This is a genomic window from Pseudomonas anguilliseptica (assembly GCF_021375795.1).
In the GTDB taxonomy this organism is placed as follows: domain Bacteria; phylum Pseudomonadota; class Gammaproteobacteria; order Pseudomonadales; family Pseudomonadaceae; genus Aquipseudomonas; species Aquipseudomonas anguilliseptica_A.
Genome location: NZ_JAEIOI010000004.1, coordinates 163,013 through 179,029, shown reverse-complemented (window position 1 = coordinate 179,029; position 16,017 = coordinate 163,013). Strand labels below are relative to the sequence as shown.

Sequence of the window (16,017 nt, the reverse complement as noted above, 5' to 3'; positions counted from 1 at the left end):
AGCCTCACCAGGGCAAGGTCTGGCCCTGGTAGTCGAGGAAGGTGCAGCGTCGGCGGCCCAGTTCAGCGCTGATCACCTGATACAGCCCTGCTGCGCTATCCGCCACGCTCAAGGGGGCATCGGCGCCGCCCATGGCCGTGCGCACCCAGCCCGGATGCAGGGCCAGCAGGCTCCAGGGCAGCTCGGCATAGTGGCTGCTCCAGCTCAGCAGCAGGCTGTTCAGCGCGGCCTTGCTGGCACCGTACAGCGGCATGTCTAGGGTGTGGTTGAGCTGCAAACTGGCCATTTGCGAACTGATAAAGGCCATCACCCCGCCGGCCTCAATGCGCCCAGCCAGCTGTTGACCCAGGCTGATCGGCGCAACGGCATTGGCGAGAAACAGCTGGCCGATCTCCGCGCTGTTGGCCTGGCGCGGATCCTGATGCGCTGGGCCGTAGATGCCAGCATTGAACAGCGCACAGGTCAGCGCTTGGTCGCCCAGCGCACGGTCGATCAGTTGGCCTGCCTCGCGCTGCAGCAAATCGCACTCAATCAGCTGCAGGCGCTGGCCATGTTGCGTGGCCAGCGCCTGCAGTTCGTGGCTACCCGCCAGGTTGCGGATCACGGCATGCACCTGCCAGCCCGCCTGCACAAAGGCCTGTGTCAAGCCCAAGCCAATGCCGCGCGAGGCGCCGGTGATCAGGATGCGGCGGCTTACGGCCACTGCATTTCACCTTTGAGCACCTTGGCGCTCAGTTCCAGGCTGCTGGCGTCGAGTAGCTGTGGGTACTTGGCCTTCATCGCTGTGATCAGCGCCTGGCTGTTCTGGGCCTTGGGCAGCGCCGCTTCCAGGTCATTCAGGTAGTTGCGGGTAAAGCGCAGGTCATCCAGGTTCAGGTTCGGCTGGCCCATAAAGTGACCCGGTACCAGGGTTTTAGGTTGCAGCGCTTGCAGTTCATCCAGGGATTTCAGCCAGGATTTACGCGCCTCTGCGGTTTGTGCATCGGCAATCCAGGGGTGGATGTTGGCGTAGGTCAGCACGCCGCCGACCACCGCCTTGATGCTCGGAATCCACAGGCTGGTGTGCTTGGGGTCATGGCCGATCAGCTCGATGCGCTGGCCTTCCAGGCTCAGGTGGTCGCCTTGCAGCGCTTGCGGCACCACGGTGCGGGCCGGTGCGCTGTCCTTGAGGATCGGGCCCCAGTAGGCCAGCTTCGGCTCGCTGCTTTTTTCGATATAGGCAATGGTCTGCGGCGTGGCCAGGACTTTGGCCTCGGGGAAGGCGCGGGTCAGGGTGTCCAGACCGAAGTAGAAATCCGGGTCGCCGTGGCTGATAAAGATGGTGGTCAGGGTCTTGCCGCTGGCCTGAATGCGCTCGACCAGTTCCTGCGCTTCGCGGTTGGAGAACTGCGCATCGACCAGGATGGCCTCGCGTTCGCCGCTGATCAGCGTCGAGGTTACCGGGAAGATGGCCTTGTCGCCTGGGTTGTAGACATCCAGGGTCAGCGGTTGGGCGAAGGCGGTGCTGGCCAGGGTCAGCAGGCTGGCGCTGGCGAGCAGGCTGCGCAGGTGAGTGATGAGCGACATGGGGAACTCCTGTTGAGTGAATGAGCTCATCTTAGTTGCTTTAAATCGATCAAAAAGCCCCGTAATCTGCGCATATTTGTTGCGTTAAGTGGGCTAATTATGGATCGCCTGACGGCTACGCGGGTTTTTGTCGAAGTGGTGGAGCGCGGCAGCCAGACCGCAGCCGCCGATGCGCTGGAGATGTCGCGGGCAATGGTCTCGCGTTACCTCGGCGAGCTGGAAACCTGGGTCGGCGCGCGCCTGCTGCACCGCACCACACGCAAGCTGAGCCTGACCGGTGCCGGCGAGCAGTTGCTTGGCCAATGCCGCGAGATGCTGGCCATGGCCGAGGCCATGCAGAGCGTCAGCCGTACCGATGAGGCTGCGCCGCGTGGCACCTTGCGCATCGCTTGTAGCCAGTCACTGGCACAGGCCTGGCTGGTGCACGCGCTGGATGACTTCACCCGCCTGTATCCGCAGGTCAGCATTGACCTGCTGGTGGGCAGTCAGGCGGTCAACCTGGTGGAAGCGCGTATCGACCTGGCCCTGCGCATCACCAATCAGCTCGACCCCAATCTGATCGCCCGTCAGTTGGCGGTGTGCCGCTCGGTGGTGTGCGCCACCCCGGCGTATCTGGCCAGGCATGGCACGCCGCAGCGGCCCGAGGAACTGGCGCAGCACAACTGCCTGAGTTACGCCTACTTCGGCCGCAGCATCTGGGAGTTCAGCCGTGCCGATGAGCCGCATGCCGTGGCGGTCAGCGGCAACCTCAGCGCCAATGAATCCATGGTGCTGCTGGAGGCGGTGCTGGCCGATATTGGCATCAGTTTGCAGCCGCGCTATTCGGTCGGCGCGCATCTGCGCTCCGGGGCGCTGGTACAGTTGCTGCCTGACTACGAGCCACAGCAACTGGGCATCCACGCCCTCTACGGTACGCGCCGGCAAATGCCGCCGGCGCTGCGGGCGCTGCTGGATTTTCTGGTCGAGCGGTTGGCGGATCGGCCGGACTGGGACCTGTAAACCGCTCTACAGGGGCTTGCTGAACTGGATCAGCGCGACGCGCTGGCCCTTGGGGTCGCGGCGTTCGACCACATCACTGAGGGCATAGCCGAGCTTGGGGTAGAGCAGCAGGCCGGCGCTGTTGGCGTTGAAGCACGACACCAGCATGCGATTGGCGTGGTAATGCTCCCGCGCCAACTGCTCCATCACCGCCACCAGATAATGCGCTACGCCTTGACCGCGGGCCCAAGGGGCGACCATCAGGTTGCCCAGCGCGCAGTGCTCGTCGTAGTGCCACTGGTAGAGGTTGGCAAAACCGGCCACTCGGCCATCAAGCAGCACCACGGTGCTGTCGCGGCGTTCGGCAATGGCGGCGGCCAATTGACCGACACTCAGCGGCCAGTCGGCCTTGGGATAGCAGAAGAACAGTTCATCGGCGTTTTGTGGAAAGCCGACGATCTCGGCCAAGTCAGCCGCCGCAGCGGGGCGGTGGCTGAGGCGTGGGGTTGGGTTCATGCAGCATCCTTGGTGTCAGTGGGCGCGTGTAGGGTGGTCTATCGAGGCGGATACTGGCTTAACACTTCCGCCACGCTGCGGCGAATCGCGGCTTCGCGCTCGTTCGGGCTGGGCTGTGGGTTGCGTAGCACCTGTTCGGTGCTGCCGCGCCATACCAGTTTGCCGTCCTTACCATCGAACAGGTCGATCTGCAGGGTGCCGACCTGATAGTCCAGGGTGCGGGTTTCCACGTAACTCGGGCCGCCCCAGAAACCGCCACTCCAGGGATCACCCCAGGCGCCGCCGAGCTGGGTGCTGACCTGCTGCTGGCGGTTGTCGACGATCATCCACACCTGAACCTTGAGGTCACCTGGCGTGTTTGCTGCTGCCGGGCGCAGGCCACGCTGGTCGAGCTGTTGGCTGACCGCCGTGCGGATGCGCTGGTCTGTCAGGTCGCTTTTCAGACGCGGATCATCAGGTTTGTATTGCACGGCCGGTTCCTGCCAGCTCCAGCTGCGGTAGGCGGCAAAGTCCCGGTTAAGGTCGAAGTCGCGCTGCAACTGCGTGTTCTGGCAGGCGCTGAGGATCAATAGCAGGGGCAGTAACAGCAGCGATGCACGCATGGGTGCTCTCCTCGGGTTCGGCAATCAGCTTGGCGGGTACGCCGCCAGGGCCTGTTGTACGGCGTTGCGCAGTGCGGCGGCGCGTTCACTCTGACTGCCGCTGTTGCGGGTTTCGGCGTGGCCGTTCCACACCGCTTGACCGTTCTGGCCATCGAACAGTTCGATGCGCACCACCATGACGTCTTCGGTGTAGCTGCGCACCAGCGGCGCGCTGCCCCACATGCCGTAGTCATTGCCATAGCGACTATGGCCGTAATGGCTGCCGTACTGTTCCGTGACCTGACGCAAGCGCTGCTCCAGACGCAGCTCGGCGCTGACCTTGAGGTCGCTGGTTTTACCGACGCGGTGCGGGCGCAGGCCGCGCTGGTCGAGGGCGTTGCTCAAGGCTTCCTGCACCTGCTCGGAACTGGCCCAGGCGCTGCCGGCCGGTAGCTGCTGCCAGCTCCAGGTACGGTAGCGCGCATAGTCGCGCGGCGCAGCCGGGTAGGCGCTGCGGTCCAGTTGCTGGGGCGAGTGAGCGGGTGCCGGCGGCATCGGTTTGCTGTCGGCGATATAGGGATTCTGGCTCTGGCAGGCGGCGAGGCTGGTAAGGAGCAGTAGTGCGCCCAGTCTTTTCATTGAATGTTCAGCCTCCAGTGTGATGGCTGTCAGCGTGGCCGGCAGATCCAGTGAAGATAACGCCCCAGCCCGGCAAAGCTGGGGTGGCGGCGGTAGGCCAGTTCCATTTCCAGCAGGTCGAGCAGCTCGGCCTTGGCCTGGAAGGGTTGCGGCATATAGTCGTGAAACACCCGCACGCCACTCTGGCTTTCGACCTGCCAATTAGCCTCAAGTTGCGCCGCCAGCTCGCGCGGATCAAGCGGCATCTGCGGGGTCAGGCTCTGTTTCTCTCCGGCGAACTCGGCCTTGCGCAGCTTGCGGAAGTGGCCCTTGAGCAGGTTGCGGTAGATCAGCGCATCCTTGTTGTAGAACGCCAGCGACAGCCAGCCGCCGGGCGCGCACAGCTGGTGCAGCACCGGCAGGATGCTGTGTGGCTTGGCCAGCCATTCCAGCACCGCATGGCAGATCACCAGGTCATAGGGCTGCTCCAGCTGGCCGAGCAGGTCCTGCCAGGGCGCCTGGATAAACGTGGCCGGCTGGCCGGCGGCGGCAAAGCGCTCACGGGCACCGGTGAGCATCGGCTCGGCGGGTTCGGTCAGGGTCACCTGGTGGCCACGCTCGGCCAGCCACAGCGACATATGGCCAAGGCCTGCGCCAATATCCAGCACCCTCAGCGGGCGCTCGGGTAGCGCTTCTGCCAGGTCGGCCTGGAGCACGGCCAGGCGAATCGCGCCCTTGGCGCCGCCATAGATTTTCTCGGCAAAGCGTGTGGCCAGCTCGTCGAAGTGCCGATCACTCATGGGCTGTGCTCCCGAGGAAGCGCCGTTCGTTGTCGGCCAGCTTGGCGCGCACCACCTGTTCCATATCCAGGCCCAGCTCGCCGCATAGCAATATCAGGTAGAGGATCACGTCGCCGATTTCCTGGCCGGCATGGGTCAGTTTTTCCGGCGGCAATTGCTGTGATTGGGCCTCAGTCAGCCACTGGAAGATCTCCACGAGCTCGGCCATTTCCACGCTGGCGGCCATGGCCAGGTTCTTCGGGCTGTGGAAGGGCCGCCAGTCGTTATGGTCACGAATGGCGTGCATGCGGGTGGTCAGTTCGGCGAGGTTCATCAGGCGCTCCAGCAAAGAGGAGCATAGCTTCGGGGTTTGCCGGCCGGTCTTCAAGCCGGCAAACCGATACCGCAGGTTATGGGTAGCCGCTTTCGTTGGGATTGTTAGTCACTTCCAGCACGCGCCAGACGTTGGCATAGACGCTTTCCTGGGAGAAGGTGATGCGGCCCTTGCCTTTGTACAACGACACCACGCGGGCGACGTCCTTGCCTTTGAAGTTGAACGGGATCCAGGCCTTGCCGGTCTGGTGCGAGAAGGTGGCGGTCGGCGCGCCAAGCAGTGCATTGACTTCATCCATGCTCATGCCGGTGCGCACATCGCTGAACGAGCCGCTGCCCTGGGCCACGGCTGCCGGTGCGGCAGCGGGTGCAAGGGCCAGGGTGCTGCTGGCCGCAGGCTGGCCCTGGCCGGCGCGGTAGGCATCCAGGTTGACGCTGCCGGCAGTGTAGGGCGCGCCGCCGGCGCTGAGGCTGTTGCCGGCCTTTTCGCAGTGGCGGTCGAGTTTGCGGTTATTGGAGTTGGCCACCACTTCGGCCAGCACTGGCTTGTAGCGGCCGTTGCCCGAGCTGGCCAGGGCCTTGCAGACCCAGGCCAGGGCGTCGGAGGTGGTGTTGTCGGTGGCGCTGCGGTACTTCTGCAGCAGCACTTCGGCGGCCACGTCGAGGGTTTCCTGGTCCCGGTAACCGCTGTGATAGATGCTCTGCGCGGCTTCGCGAATCGACACCGGACCGCCCTGTACCAGCTGATTGACATAGCGCTGCCCGGACGCGTCCAGGGCATGAGCCTGCAACGCAGTGCAAGCGAGGACGAAGGACGTGGCAAGTACGGCGGTGTTTTTCATGCTGAGGCTCTCTGATCCATTGGAGTTGCCGGACGGGTCAACCAGGACCGCGCAGGCGCAGGAAGGCACACGATAATCCGCCCTCGGAAAAACGCCAAGCCTTGCCGCGTGCCTAGTCCAGCGGCTGCCAACTGCCGCTCATATGCACCAGCTCATCCTGGCCGAGCAGGCTGAACTGGCCATGGCTGCCGGGCTCACTGGTCAGTAGGCGCACTTCTGCCGGCAACAGCACCGGCTTCTGGAAGCGCACGCTCACGGCATAGCCGGCAGCAGGCAGGCGCGAGCTCAATTCGGCCAGGGCGCGGCCCTTGTTCCACAGACCATGGGCGATGGCGCGGGGGAAGCCGAACAGCTTGGCCGTGGCGGCAAACATATGGATCGGGTTGTAGTCGCCGGCGATGCGCGCATAGCGACGGCCGATATCGGCAGGGGCACGCCAGTGCGCCAGGGTGGTTTGCGTCAGCACGGTTTCGGCTGCGTGTTCGGCTGGCTTGCCGTCCAGGCGCAGGGCGCGGCAGAGGATGCGGCTGTCGCCTTCCCAGAGTAGGCCGAGCTGGTCGTGCAATTGGGTGATCAGGCTAAAGGTCACGCCCTTGTCATGGGCTTGCAGGTCCTGCACTTGCACGCTGACGGTAAACGGCCCGAGGCCGCCGAGTGGGCGCAGCACGCGAATATGGTTTTCCAGGTGCACCAGGCCAAGCAGCGGGAAGGGGAAACGCTTGTCGGTGAGCAACTGCATCTGCAGGGCAAACGCCAGGATGTGCGGATAGGCGGCGGGCAGCAGATGATCGTCGGCTGCGCCGCAAATCTTCCGGTAGTGCGCCAGGTGCTTGGGGTCGACCGTGACCTGGCAGCGCACGCCCAGCTCGGGCAGGCTGCGGCCGGTCACGCGGCGGCGCAGGGCCGCGCGTAGAAACAGGGCGGGTAAGGCAGGCGGGGCGGGCAGATCGAGCCAGTCGATGGCCATGGGCAAACTCCTAAGAACGGTGGCAGCAGCTTAGTCGGCCAGCGCTGCCGTGCATTGGCCGCATCGCCTGGCAGTGCGGCAGGCCAGTCAATCGTTTATCAGCATGATTCACGCCTTGAGCGCATGACCTAAAGCTGCCTAAGATGGCCGCGCCTCGCGAACAATAAGAATTCCTGAAAAATGCGTGACCTGACTGACGATGTGGCGCTGATGCGTCCAGTGATCGATGCCTTGCGTGCCAGCGGTACCGACCCTGATCGAGTGCTGGCGCGGGTTGGCCTGCCGCCGGGTGGTCTGCCTGCCGGGCGCTTTCCGCATGCCGCCCAGGCGCTGTTCTGGAAGGCGGCCATCGACGAATGCGGCGAAGAGCATGTCGGCCTCTACCTGGCTCAGCACCTGCCGGCGTTTCACGGCCTGCTGCTGGAATACCTGTTTCTTTCCAGCGAAACCTTCGGCGAAGGCCTGCGCCATGCCCTGCGCTATGTACGCCTGCTTTCCGACACCCTGAATGCCAAGCTTGAGGTGCACGGTGAGCGCGCGGTGCTGGTGCTCGGGTTGATTCCCGGCACGCCACGGCATTTCCCTGAAATGCTCGCCGGCGCGGTAATCCGCTTGTTCGATGCGCTGACCGAAGGCGATTTCACCCCCTATGAAGTGCAATTCATGCATGCCGACGGCGCGCCGGCCGAGCGTTACCAGCAGGTCTACGGCTGTCCGGCGCAACTGAGTGGCGAGCGTTACGCCCTGGTGTTCAATGCCGCAGTGCTGGACAAGACCTCGCGGCATGCCGCGCCAGAGCTGCTGCGCATGCACGAGTCATTGGCGCGTAGGCAGCTGGCCGAGGTCGAGCGGCTGGATCTGGTGCGCAAGGTGCGTGAGTTGATTGGCGAGTTGCTGGTGGACAGCGGTGCCACCCTGGAGCAGGTGGCGGCACGCTTGAACATGCCAGCGCGACGGCTGCGCGAGCGACTGGCCATGGCCGGCGTGCGCTTCAATGACCTGGTGACTGACTACCGCTGTCGCCTGGCCAAGGACCTGCTGCTCAACACCGACGAGCGCATTGAGGTGATTGTCGAACGCACTGGCTTCTCCGAGCCGAGCACCTTCTACCGCGCCTTCAAGCGTTGGGTCGGCGAAACCCCGGTGGAGTTTCGCAAACGCGGTAAAAATTGAGTGTTACTGGGCGAAATAGGTCGCCCAGAAGTAATACAGCGTCATACCGCTGCCCACGCTGATCACCAGCAGGCGCAGGAACTTGGCCGGCAGACGCTGGCCCAGCGCACCGCCGACATAGCCGCCTACGGTGGCGCCCACCAGCAGAATCACCAGCTCATACCAGCTGACCCGCCCGGCGATGATAAAAGTCGCGGTGGCGACGCTGTAGATCACCGCCGAAATCAGGTTTTTCAGGGCATTGGCGCGGGCCAGCGGGTGGCCTTCGATGGAGAATGCCGCCAGTTGCAGGATGCCCATGCCGGCACCGAAGTAGCCACCATAGATCGACACACCAATATGCGCACCCAGCGACAACGGGCTATGCGGCGGTTGTGCCGCTTCGGCGCGGCGCGCGGCCAGCCAGCGACTGAGCCAGGGGCTGGCGGCAAACAGCGCGGTGGCCGCCAGCAGTAGCCAGGGAATCAGTTTGGCAAACACCGCATCGCCACCAACCAGCAGCAACAGCCCACCGAGCAAACCGCCGGCCAGCCCGGCGGCCAGCAACGGCAGCAGATAACGCCCCAGCGGTCGCAGCGAATCCCGCGCCGCCCAGGCTCCCGCCAGGCTGGCCGGCCACAGCGCCACGGCATTGGTGGCATTGGCGGTCACCGGCGGCAGACCCGCCGCGAGTAACGCCGGGAAGGAGAAGAAGGTGCCGCCACCGGCGAGGGCATTCATCCCGCCGGCAGCAAAACCGGCGGCAAGCAGAAGCAGAAGATCAGGCACTGACATGGGACTTTATTCGTTTGGCTGGAGAGGCAAGGTAAGGCCGCGCGCACGGACTGGCCAAGTACGACCAAGGTCCCGTTTCGCGGCAGTGCGCTATCTGTCGTGGGGGCTCAGCTGTTGTCCGAGGCCATCGCCACCTGGTTGCGACCACTGTGCTTGGCCAGGTAAAGGCCCTCGTCAGCCTTGATGATCAGGCTCATGGGGTCGTTGCCCTCACTCGGCCTGAGGGTGGCGATGCCGATACTCACGCTGATCGGCGAACCGGGCTTGGGCAGTTCATGGGGGATGCCCAGCGCCTCAATGGCGCGCCGGACTTTTTCGGCCTGCAGGCGCGCGCCACCAGAGGCGGTGCCCGGCATGACCACCGCAAATTCCTCGCCACCATAGCGGGCGGCAAGATCGGCGGCGCGGTTGCAGCTGGCGCGCAGCGCCTCGCCCACCTGGCGCAATACGTCATCGCCGGCGACATGCCCATACCGGTCGTTAAACGCTTTGAAGTAATCGACATCGATCATCAGCAGTGACAGTTCACTGTTGTCGCGCTGGGCACGGTGCCACTCGACTTCGATGTACTCGTCCAGGTAGCGGCGGTTAGCCAGGCCGGTGAGGCCGTCGGATTTGATCAGCCGTTGCAGAACCAGGTTGGTGTCGAGCAGTTGCTGCTGACTTTCGCGCAGGGCACGGTAGGCCTCATCACGCTGTTGCAGGGTGAGGTAGGAGCGCGAGTGGTAGCGGATACGCGCCAGCAGTTCGATCACATCCGGCAATTTCACCAGGTAGTCGTTGGCCCCGGCGGTGAAGGCGGCGCTCTTGATCTTGGGGTCTTCCTTGGTCGACAGCACGATGACCGGCACATCGCGCAGCCCCGGGGCGCTGCGGTACTGGCCGAGCAGGTCGAGGCCATCGATACCGGGCATGATCAGGTCCTGCAGGATCACCGTGGGCTTGATCTGTTGAGCCACATTCAGGGCCTGGTGCGGGTCCGAGCAGAAATGAAAGTCGATGTCGCTTTCCTCGCTGAGTGCCCGGCGCACGGCCTCGCCGATCATGGCCTGGTCATCGACCAGCAGCACCATCATCGAGTTATCAGGTAGCCCTTGAGGAAGCGGGGGATGCTCATTAGGCCGTGGCATGGCAGTACTCCATCATTTACTTCATCTGGTGCCGGCAAAGTGCTAGCGGTGGGTGCATCAACTCAAGCGTTGGATCAGGCGCGGGGCAATCTTGTCCAGCGGCAGAATCTCCACGGCAGCATCCAGGGCTGCCGCGGCCTTAGGCATACCATAGACCGCGCTGCTGGCCTGATCCTGGGCGATGGTGTGAAAACCGCGCTCACGCATCTGCTTGAGCCCGCGTGCGCCGTCGCGGCCCATGCCGGTCAGCAGCACGCCGATGGCGTCGCCGCGCCAGTGGCTGGCCACGCTGTTGAAGAATACATCGATAGACGGGCGGTAAACCTGATCGGCCGGCTCGCGACGGTAGATCAGCCGCTCTTCGGCATTTAGGTACAGATGGTTGTTGGTGCCGGCTAGCAGCACTTCCCCCGGTTGCAGCAGCTCGCCTTCCTGGGCCAGGCGCACCGGCATGTGCGATTCGCTGGCCAGCCACTGCGCCATGCCGGCGGCAAACACTTCGTCGACGTGTTGCACCAGGACGATGCTGGCGGGAAAGTTCGCCGGGATCTGCTGCAGCAATTCAACCAGCGAGGCCGGGCCGCCGGCCGAGGCGCCAATGGCCACCAGGCGTTTGCTGCGCTGATCGCTGGCCTTGGCCGGGATCAGGCTGACGCTGCGTGAGGCCTTGTGCCCGATCATCCAGGCGATGTTGTGGATCTTGCGGCGGATCGCCGCGCCATCGAGCAACTGCTGCGGCCCGAGTGACGGGACGGCCACAACGTCCAGCGCTCCGGCGCCCATGGCGTCGAACACCTGGGCCATGTTGCGCTCGACATCTGCGGTGACGACCAGGATCGCGCAGGGGGTGTCGAGCATGATCCGCCGGGTAGCTTCGACACCGTTCATGCCGGGCATCAGCATGTCCATCAGCAGCAGGTCGGGGTGATCCTCGCGGCAGCGGCGCACCGCTTCTTCGCCATTGCTGGCAACCCAGATCAACTCATACTGCGGCTCGGCAGCCAGTGCCCGACGCAGGCTTTCGACAGCCAGTGGCATGTCGTTGGCGATTGCAATCCTCATTCGCGAGACTCTCCAATCAGGGTCTGTACTGCATCCAGCAGCGCTTCGTCATGGAAACTGGCCTTGGCCAGGTAGTAGTCCGCCCCGGCCTCCAGGCCTTTGCGGCGGTCTTCTTCGCGGTCCTTGTAGGACACCACCATCACCGGCAGGGCGCGCAGGCGAGGGTCCTGGCGCACCAGGGTGACCAGTTCGATGCCGTCCATGCGCGGCATGTCGATATCGGTGATCAGCAGGTCGAAGCTGCCTGCGCGCAGGGCGTTCCAGCCGTCCATGCCATCGACGGCCACCTCGACCTGATAGCCGCGACTGAGCAGCAGCTTGCGTTCCAGCTCGCGTACGGTGAGCGAGTCATCCACCACCAGCACGCGCTTGCTGGCCGCCTGGCGAATGCTGCCGCTGTGGTCGACCCGTTCCAGATGGCCGCCGCCGAGCAGCTTGGCCACTGAATTGAGCAGGTCATCGACATCCAGAATCAGCACCGGTGTGCCGTCGTGCAATAGGGCCCCGGCTGCCACATCGCGGATCTTGCCCAGGCGCGGGTCCAGCGGCATCAGCACCAGGGTGTATTCACCAATAAAGCGTTCGACCGCCAGGCCGTGACAGCGCTCGCGGTCACGGATCATCACAATCGGGATGTCGGTTTCTTCGCTCTTCTGCTCGGCGCGTTGCAGCAACTGGGCGGCGGAGAGCAGGCCGATGTGCTCGTTTTCGAGCCAGAAGTGCTGGCGCCCTTCGAGGTGCACAATCGCCTCACGTTGCAGGCGCAGCATGCGTTCGATCTGCGCCAGGGGGAAGGCATACGCCTCGCCGCCGATGCTCACCACCAGCGCGCGGACCACTGACAGGGTCAGTGGCAGTTCGATGTGGAACAGGCTGCCTTCGCCCTGACGCTGTTGCAGGCGCACGTTGCCGCGCATGCGGCGGATTTCGTGCTGCACCACGTCCAGGCCGACGCCCCGTCCGGACACTTCGGTGACCTGCTGGCTCATGCTGAAACCGGGCAGGAAGAGGAAGGTCAGCAGCTCTTCCTCGCTCATCTGCGCCACCTGTTCGGCGGAGGTGAAGCGGCGCTCGATGATGGCCTGGCGAACCCGCTCCAGGTCAACGCCGCCGCCGTCATCGCTGACTTCGAGGATCAGCATGTTGGCGTGATGACGGGCTTTGAGTTGTACCGTGCCTTCTTCGGGCTTGCCTTTGCGTAGCCGCAGCGCCGGCGGCTCGATGCCGTGGTCGACGGCATTGCGCAGCAGGTGGGTCAGCGGTGCTTCCAGGCGTTCGAGAATGTCGCGGTCGACCTGAGTGTGTTCGCCTTCGACTTCCAGGTGCACCTGCTTGCCCAGCGAACGTCCCAGGTCGCGCAGCATGCGCGCCTGGCCGGTCAGCACGTCGGCAAACGGCCGCATGCGTGAGGCCAGGGCCAGGTCATAGAGTTTTTGGGTGCGCTGGCCGCCATGCCAGACGAAGTCATCGAACAGTTCCTGATGACTTTGCAGCTGCTGCTGGCACTCCATCAGTAGATGACGGCCGTCGTTGAGCAGGGTTTCAATAGCGGGACTGATCGGCAGGCCGAGCAGCTGCTCGCGCAGGCTTTCGTAGGTGCGTCGCGCGGCGGCCTGTTGGCGCTTGAGGCGGTGCAGCGAGTCGCTCAGCGGTTTCATGCGCTGGAATTCCACCAGCGATTTGCCCGACAGGTCGATCAGGTGATCGAAGCGTTCGGCGGATACGCGCAGCACCCGGCTGTGCTCTTCGCTTGTCGGTTCTGCGGGCGGCATAGGGGGCGCGGGCTGGGCGCTGGACGCAGGTTCCGGCGTTTGTGTCTGGGGCTGTGTTTGCTGGGGAATGGGTGGCTCTCGCAGGGCCGGTACGGCGGCCCCGAGCAGTGTCTGCAGGCGTGAGGTGAGCTGTTTGACCTGGGTTTCAAGTGCGCTGTCGGACTGTGCCTGGCCGATGCGCAGCAGCAGGTCGGAGCCTTGCAACAGGGCATCAATATGATCCGGCAGTAGGCGCAGCAAGCCTTCCTGGGCGGCCACCAGCAGGTCTTCCATGGCATGGGCCACCTGTACGCCGCTGTCCAGGCCAACAATCCGCGAAGCACCCTTGAGCGAGTGCGCCGCGCGCATGCAGGCTTCCAGCTGCCCGGCGTTGAGCGGGTCGCGTTCAAGGATCAGCAGGCCGGTATCCAGCACCTGCTTCTGCGCCTCCGCTTCCATGCGGAACAGCTCAAGCAGCGAGGCATCGCGCATCTGGTCCGGGGTCATGTCAGGCTCCTGCTCATGGCGGCGAGCAGCTGTTCATCGTCAAGCAGGGTGATGCTCCTGCCACCCCACTGCAGTACACCGGCGCTGAAGCGGCTGATGGTGCGCTTGTCTTCCTGCACTGAAGCACCGATCAGCGCCAGGGGAATGCGCTGAATGCCGGCCACTTCATCCACCGGGCTGACCAATGGCCCGGCGCTGGTTTCAAGGATCAGCATGCGCGGGATGCTGCGTTTTTCCGCTTTGCTGTCGCTGTGCTCCAGGCCCAGTACGCCGCCCAGATCGAGGCAGGCGACCAGGGTGCCGCGTACGTTGGTGACGCCCAGCAGGCTGCCGGCCTTCTGGTGGGGCAGGGTGTGAATCGGTGAAAGTGGCATCACTTCGGCCATGCGTCGGGTGGCCAGCGCCAGCCACTCTTCGCCCAGGCGAAAGATCAGCAGCGAGCGCTGTTCGCCCAGCTCGGCGTTGGCCTCGGCCTGGCCATAGGCGTTGCTGTCCGGTTCCAGCTGGGTGCCATAGCGGTCGAGCAGGGCGATCGCGGCAGCACTGTAAACCTCGCAATTGCGACAGTGGATATGGGCGTCCAGGCGCGCGCAGCTCTGGTCGCCGAACACGCCGATGCGGTTCCAGCAATCGTCGATCGGGGCCTGTTGCGGCAGTAGCGGGTCCGTGTCCATCACGTTGATTTACCTCCCTCCTGGGCGCGCCGGTACAGGCGTTGGGCTCCGCTCTGGTCGCCCTGGTTTTCCAGGTGGGCGGCCAGGTGGGTCAGTGCTTCGCGGTGCCGCGGATCAAGATAGATGGCCTTGCGGTAGTAGCCACAGGCTTGGTCACTGTGCTGTTGCACATCGCTAAGCAGCCCCAGCCAATAGAAAGCCTGAGCGCTGGGGCCTTCAGTCAGCAGGTGCTGTTCGCAGAGGCTGCGCGCCTGCTCACAGTGCCCGGTGTTGGCCAGCTCGGCAACGCTGTCCCAGAGTGAGCGGGTTGGTTGTGCTACAGGGGCGGCAGCGGGTGCGGCAACAATCGGCGCGCTGCGTAGCCGTGGTGCTGGTGCTGGTGCTGGTGCTGGTGCCGGCTGGCGCGGCATGGGTGGCAGTGGGCGGCTGGGTGGCTTCAGGTTGAGCGGGCGGGCGGCGTCACTGGCGGCAAAGCGGAAGGCAAAGGTCTGTTGCCGGCCCAGCGCCTGCATCCCATTTTGAGTGGCCAGGCTGGCCTCGGCCGGGCCGATAAACAGCACGCCTTCTGGTTGCAGCTGACGTTTGAGCAGATCCAGCACGCGCACCTGAGTGGCCCGGTCGAAGTAGATCAGCAGGTTGCGGCAGAAGATGAAATCGTAGGCCGGCGTGGTGCTGAACAGGTTGCCGTCGAGCAGGTTGCCACAGCGCAGTTGTACGCGGCTTTTGACCCGCTCATCGAGCACGAAGCTGTCATCCTGCGGACGAAAGAAGCGCTCGCGAAACGCCAGCGCCTCACCGCGAAACGAGTTGCGGCCGTAGATGCCACGGCTGGCCAGGGCCAGCACCTTGTCGCTGACATCCAGGGCTTCAATCTGGAACTGCTCGGGGGCGAGACCGGCATCGAGCAGGGTCATGGCGATCGAGTAAGGTTCCTCGCCGCTGGAGCAGGGCAGGCTGATGATGCGCAGCGGCCGCGTGGTGTTGAGCTGCGTACAGCGCTCCAGGGCCAGGGTGGCGAGGGCCTTGAAGGATTCGGGGTAGCGGAAGAACCAGGTTTCCGGCACCACCACGGCTTCAACCAGCGCCTGTTGTTCCTTGGGCGAGCCGTTGAGGGTGATCCAGTAGTCCTCCAGGGTGCTCTTGTGCTGGGCCTGCATGCGCTGACGCACGGCACGCTCGATCACGCTGCGGCCGACTGACTCGGCATCAAGGCCGATACGCGACTTCAGCAGGCGCTCGATGTGCTCGATCATGCGTGCTCGTCCTCGGCCGCTGGCGTGGCCTTGAACAGCAGGCTACGCAGCGTCTCATCGAGCAGCCCGGCTACTTCGATACGCTGGATCAGGCCGCGTGCGTCTGCCTGTGTCGGCCCGAGATAGTCCGCTTGTCCGGCCTCCAGACCGCTGGCCACAAAGGCGTTGGCCGGCAGGCGTTGGGTGTCGGTGGCCTGCTCCAGAATCAGTCCGAGGATATTGGCCTGCTCGCCGCGTTGGCCGTCGAAGTACACCAGCACCAGGCGCGTGCTGCTGCGTATTCGCGCAGCGCGGTTGAGTACGCGCTGGTTGAGGTCGAGCACGGGAATCATCCGCCCGCGGTGCTGGAAGATTCCAGCCACCCACGCCGGGGTTTCCGGAACCTGCTTGAGCTGGCGCAACGGTAGCACCTCAGCCACTTCGCGAGCGCTGATGGCGTAGCGATCCTCGCCGAGGTGGAACAGCAGGTGCAGTTCACCCTCGCGGGCGTTGGCAGTCACGGCCTTGTGCATG

18 protein-coding genes are annotated in these 16,017 nt (G+C 64.4%); 2 read left to right on the top strand and 16 right to left on the bottom strand.

Annotation, left to right across the window (positions count from 1 at the left end):
* Positions 1-4: 4 nt before the first annotated feature.
* The gene (locus IOD17_RS15550; protein WP_233685963.1) at positions 5-703 is read right to left on the bottom strand and encodes an SDR family oxidoreductase; all 699 of its coding nucleotides are present in this window, start codon (positions 701-703) and stop codon (positions 5-7) included.
* Positions 694-1,566 (bottom strand): MBL fold metallo-hydrolase, encoded by an 873-nt coding sequence (locus tag IOD17_RS15545; RefSeq protein WP_233685962.1) that lies wholly within the window; start codon positions 1,564-1,566, stop codon positions 694-696. The genes IOD17_RS15550 and IOD17_RS15545 overlap by 10 nt, the downstream gene beginning before the upstream one ends.
* Before the next feature lie 99 nt (positions 1,567-1,665).
* Here IOD17_RS15545 and IOD17_RS15540 point away from each other — a divergent pair, with 99 nt between their 5' ends.
* Positions 1,666-2,565 (top strand): LysR family transcriptional regulator, encoded by a 900-nt coding sequence (locus tag IOD17_RS15540; protein ID WP_233685961.1) that lies wholly within the window; start codon positions 1,666-1,668, stop codon positions 2,563-2,565.
* A gap of 6 nt (positions 2,566-2,571) precedes the next feature.
* On the opposite strand, the gene IOD17_RS15535 is transcribed toward IOD17_RS15540, so the two are convergent.
* The 7 genes from IOD17_RS15535 to IOD17_RS15505 form a co-directional block, all read right to left on the bottom strand.
* Positions 2,572-3,060, bottom strand: coding sequence for a GNAT family N-acetyltransferase (locus tag IOD17_RS15535; protein WP_233685960.1), 489 nt, complete (start codon positions 3,058-3,060; stop codon positions 2,572-2,574).
* 38 nt (positions 3,061-3,098) lie between these two features.
* Complete coding sequence (locus IOD17_RS15530; RefSeq protein WP_233685959.1) at positions 3,099-3,662, bottom strand: DUF4136 domain-containing protein; 564 nt, start codon at positions 3,660-3,662, stop codon at positions 3,099-3,101.
* Positions 3,663-3,686: 24 nt separating this feature from the next.
* Positions 3,687-4,280 carry a DUF4136 domain-containing protein gene (locus tag IOD17_RS15525; RefSeq protein ID WP_233685958.1) on the bottom strand — a complete coding sequence of 198 codons (594 nt, stop codon included), beginning with the start codon at positions 4,278-4,280 and terminating at the stop codon, positions 3,687-3,689.
* 29 nt (positions 4,281-4,309) lie between these two features.
* Positions 4,310-5,059, bottom strand: a complete 750-nt coding sequence (locus tag IOD17_RS15520) for a methyltransferase (protein ID WP_233685957.1) — start codon at positions 5,057-5,059, stop codon at positions 4,310-4,312.
* Positions 5,052-5,372: a nucleotide pyrophosphohydrolase gene (locus tag IOD17_RS15515; protein ID WP_233685956.1), complete on the bottom strand. Its 321-nt coding sequence runs from the start codon at positions 5,370-5,372 to the stop codon at positions 5,052-5,054. The genes IOD17_RS15520 and IOD17_RS15515 overlap by 8 nt, the downstream gene beginning before the upstream one ends.
* Positions 5,373-5,448: 76 nt before the next feature.
* Entirely contained in the window at positions 5,449-6,213 is a 765-nt protein-coding gene (locus IOD17_RS15510) for a hypothetical protein (RefSeq protein WP_233685955.1), read from the bottom strand.
* A 112-nt stretch (positions 6,214-6,325) separates the two neighbouring features.
* Complete coding sequence (locus IOD17_RS15505) at positions 6,326-7,180, bottom strand: MaoC family dehydratase (protein ID WP_233685954.1); 855 nt, start codon at positions 7,178-7,180, stop codon at positions 6,326-6,328.
* Between the two features lie 180 nt (positions 7,181-7,360).
* On the opposite strand from IOD17_RS15505, the gene IOD17_RS15500 reads away from it, so the two are divergent.
* Positions 7,361-8,353 (top strand): AraC family transcriptional regulator, encoded by a 993-nt coding sequence (locus IOD17_RS15500; RefSeq protein ID WP_233685953.1) that lies wholly within the window; start codon positions 7,361-7,363, stop codon positions 8,351-8,353.
* 3 nt (positions 8,354-8,356) lie between these two features.
* Here the strand turns inward: IOD17_RS15500 and IOD17_RS15495 are convergent, their stop codons facing one another.
* The 7 genes from IOD17_RS15495 to IOD17_RS15465 form a co-directional block, all read right to left on the bottom strand.
* Complete coding sequence (locus IOD17_RS15495; RefSeq protein ID WP_233685952.1) at positions 8,357-9,127, bottom strand: sulfite exporter TauE/SafE family protein; 771 nt, start codon at positions 9,125-9,127, stop codon at positions 8,357-8,359.
* Between the two features lie 107 nt (positions 9,128-9,234).
* Positions 9,235-10,257, bottom strand: a complete 1,023-nt coding sequence (locus IOD17_RS15490) for a diguanylate cyclase (protein ID WP_233685951.1) — start codon at positions 10,255-10,257, stop codon at positions 9,235-9,237.
* Between the two features lie 57 nt (positions 10,258-10,314).
* Positions 10,315-11,319 carry a chemotaxis response regulator protein-glutamate methylesterase gene (locus IOD17_RS15485; RefSeq protein WP_233685950.1) on the bottom strand — a complete coding sequence of 335 codons (1,005 nt, stop codon included), beginning with the start codon at positions 11,317-11,319 and terminating at the stop codon, positions 10,315-10,317.
* Positions 11,316-13,577, bottom strand: a complete 2,262-nt coding sequence (locus tag IOD17_RS15480; RefSeq protein WP_233685949.1) for a hybrid sensor histidine kinase/response regulator — start codon at positions 13,575-13,577, stop codon at positions 11,316-11,318. Before IOD17_RS15480 ends, IOD17_RS15485 begins: the two co-directional genes overlap by 4 nt.
* Positions 13,574-14,251: a chemotaxis protein CheW gene (locus IOD17_RS15475; protein WP_233686030.1), complete on the bottom strand. Its 678-nt coding sequence runs from the start codon at positions 14,249-14,251 to the stop codon at positions 13,574-13,576. Before IOD17_RS15475 ends, IOD17_RS15480 begins: the two co-directional genes overlap by 4 nt.
* On the bottom strand, positions 14,251-15,504 hold the full coding sequence (locus tag IOD17_RS15470; RefSeq protein ID WP_233685948.1) for a CheR family methyltransferase: 1,254 nt from the start codon (positions 15,502-15,504) through the stop codon (positions 14,251-14,253). Before IOD17_RS15470 ends, IOD17_RS15475 begins: the two co-directional genes overlap by 1 nt.
* Positions 15,501-16,016 carry a chemotaxis protein CheW gene (locus tag IOD17_RS15465; RefSeq protein WP_233685947.1) on the bottom strand — a complete coding sequence of 172 codons (516 nt, stop codon included), beginning with the start codon at positions 16,014-16,016 and terminating at the stop codon, positions 15,501-15,503. Before IOD17_RS15465 ends, IOD17_RS15470 begins: the two co-directional genes overlap by 4 nt.
* Between the last annotated feature and the right edge of the window lies 1 nt (position 16,017).

What these genes read in the sequence shown, in the direction of transcription:
- IOD17_RS15495 (WP_233685952.1), bottom strand. Translation starts at nt 9,127, where the DNA reads ATGTCAGTGCCTGATCTTCTGCTTCTGCTTGCCGCCGGTTTTGCTGCC.
- IOD17_RS15525 (WP_233685958.1), bottom strand. Translation starts at nt 4,280, where the DNA reads ATGAAAAGACTGGGCGCACTACTGCTCCTTACCAGCCTCGCCGCCTGC.
- IOD17_RS15475 (WP_233686030.1), bottom strand. Translation starts at nt 14,251, where the DNA reads ATGGACACGGACCCGCTACTGCCGCAACAGGCCCCGATCGACGATTGC.
- IOD17_RS15540 (WP_233685961.1), top strand. Translation starts at nt 1,666, where the DNA reads ATGGATCGCCTGACGGCTACGCGGGTTTTTGTCGAAGTGGTGGAGCGC.
- IOD17_RS15530 (WP_233685959.1), bottom strand. Translation starts at nt 3,662, where the DNA reads ATGCGTGCATCGCTGCTGTTACTGCCCCTGCTATTGATCCTCAGCGCC.
- IOD17_RS15515 (WP_233685956.1), bottom strand. Translation starts at nt 5,372, where the DNA reads ATGAACCTCGCCGAACTGACCACCCGCATGCACGCCATTCGTGACCAT.
- IOD17_RS15520 (WP_233685957.1), bottom strand. Translation starts at nt 5,059, where the DNA reads ATGAGTGATCGGCACTTCGACGAGCTGGCCACACGCTTTGCCGAGAAA.
- IOD17_RS15535 (WP_233685960.1), bottom strand. Translation starts at nt 3,060, where the DNA reads ATGAACCCAACCCCACGCCTCAGCCACCGCCCCGCTGCGGCGGCTGAC.
- IOD17_RS15485 (WP_233685950.1), bottom strand. Translation starts at nt 11,319, where the DNA reads ATGAGGATTGCAATCGCCAACGACATGCCACTGGCTGTCGAAAGCCTG.
- IOD17_RS15465 (WP_233685947.1), bottom strand. Translation starts at nt 16,016, where the DNA reads ATGCACAAGGCCGTGACTGCCAACGCCCGCGAGGGTGAACTGCACCTG.
- IOD17_RS15480 (WP_233685949.1), bottom strand. Translation starts at nt 13,577, where the DNA reads ATGACCCCGGACCAGATGCGCGATGCCTCGCTGCTTGAGCTGTTCCGC.
- IOD17_RS15500 (WP_233685953.1), top strand. Translation starts at nt 7,361, where the DNA reads ATGCGTGACCTGACTGACGATGTGGCGCTGATGCGTCCAGTGATCGAT.
- IOD17_RS15470 (WP_233685948.1), bottom strand. Translation starts at nt 15,504, where the DNA reads ATGATCGAGCACATCGAGCGCCTGCTGAAGTCGCGTATCGGCCTTGAT.
- IOD17_RS15510 (WP_233685955.1), bottom strand. Translation starts at nt 6,213, where the DNA reads ATGAAAAACACCGCCGTACTTGCCACGTCCTTCGTCCTCGCTTGCACT.
- IOD17_RS15505 (WP_233685954.1), bottom strand. Translation starts at nt 7,180, where the DNA reads ATGGCCATCGACTGGCTCGATCTGCCCGCCCCGCCTGCCTTACCCGCC.
- IOD17_RS15545 (WP_233685962.1), bottom strand. Translation starts at nt 1,566, where the DNA reads ATGTCGCTCATCACTCACCTGCGCAGCCTGCTCGCCAGCGCCAGCCTG.
- IOD17_RS15490 (WP_233685951.1), bottom strand. Translation starts at nt 10,257, where the DNA reads ATGCCACGGCCTAATGAGCATCCCCCGCTTCCTCAAGGGCTACCTGAT.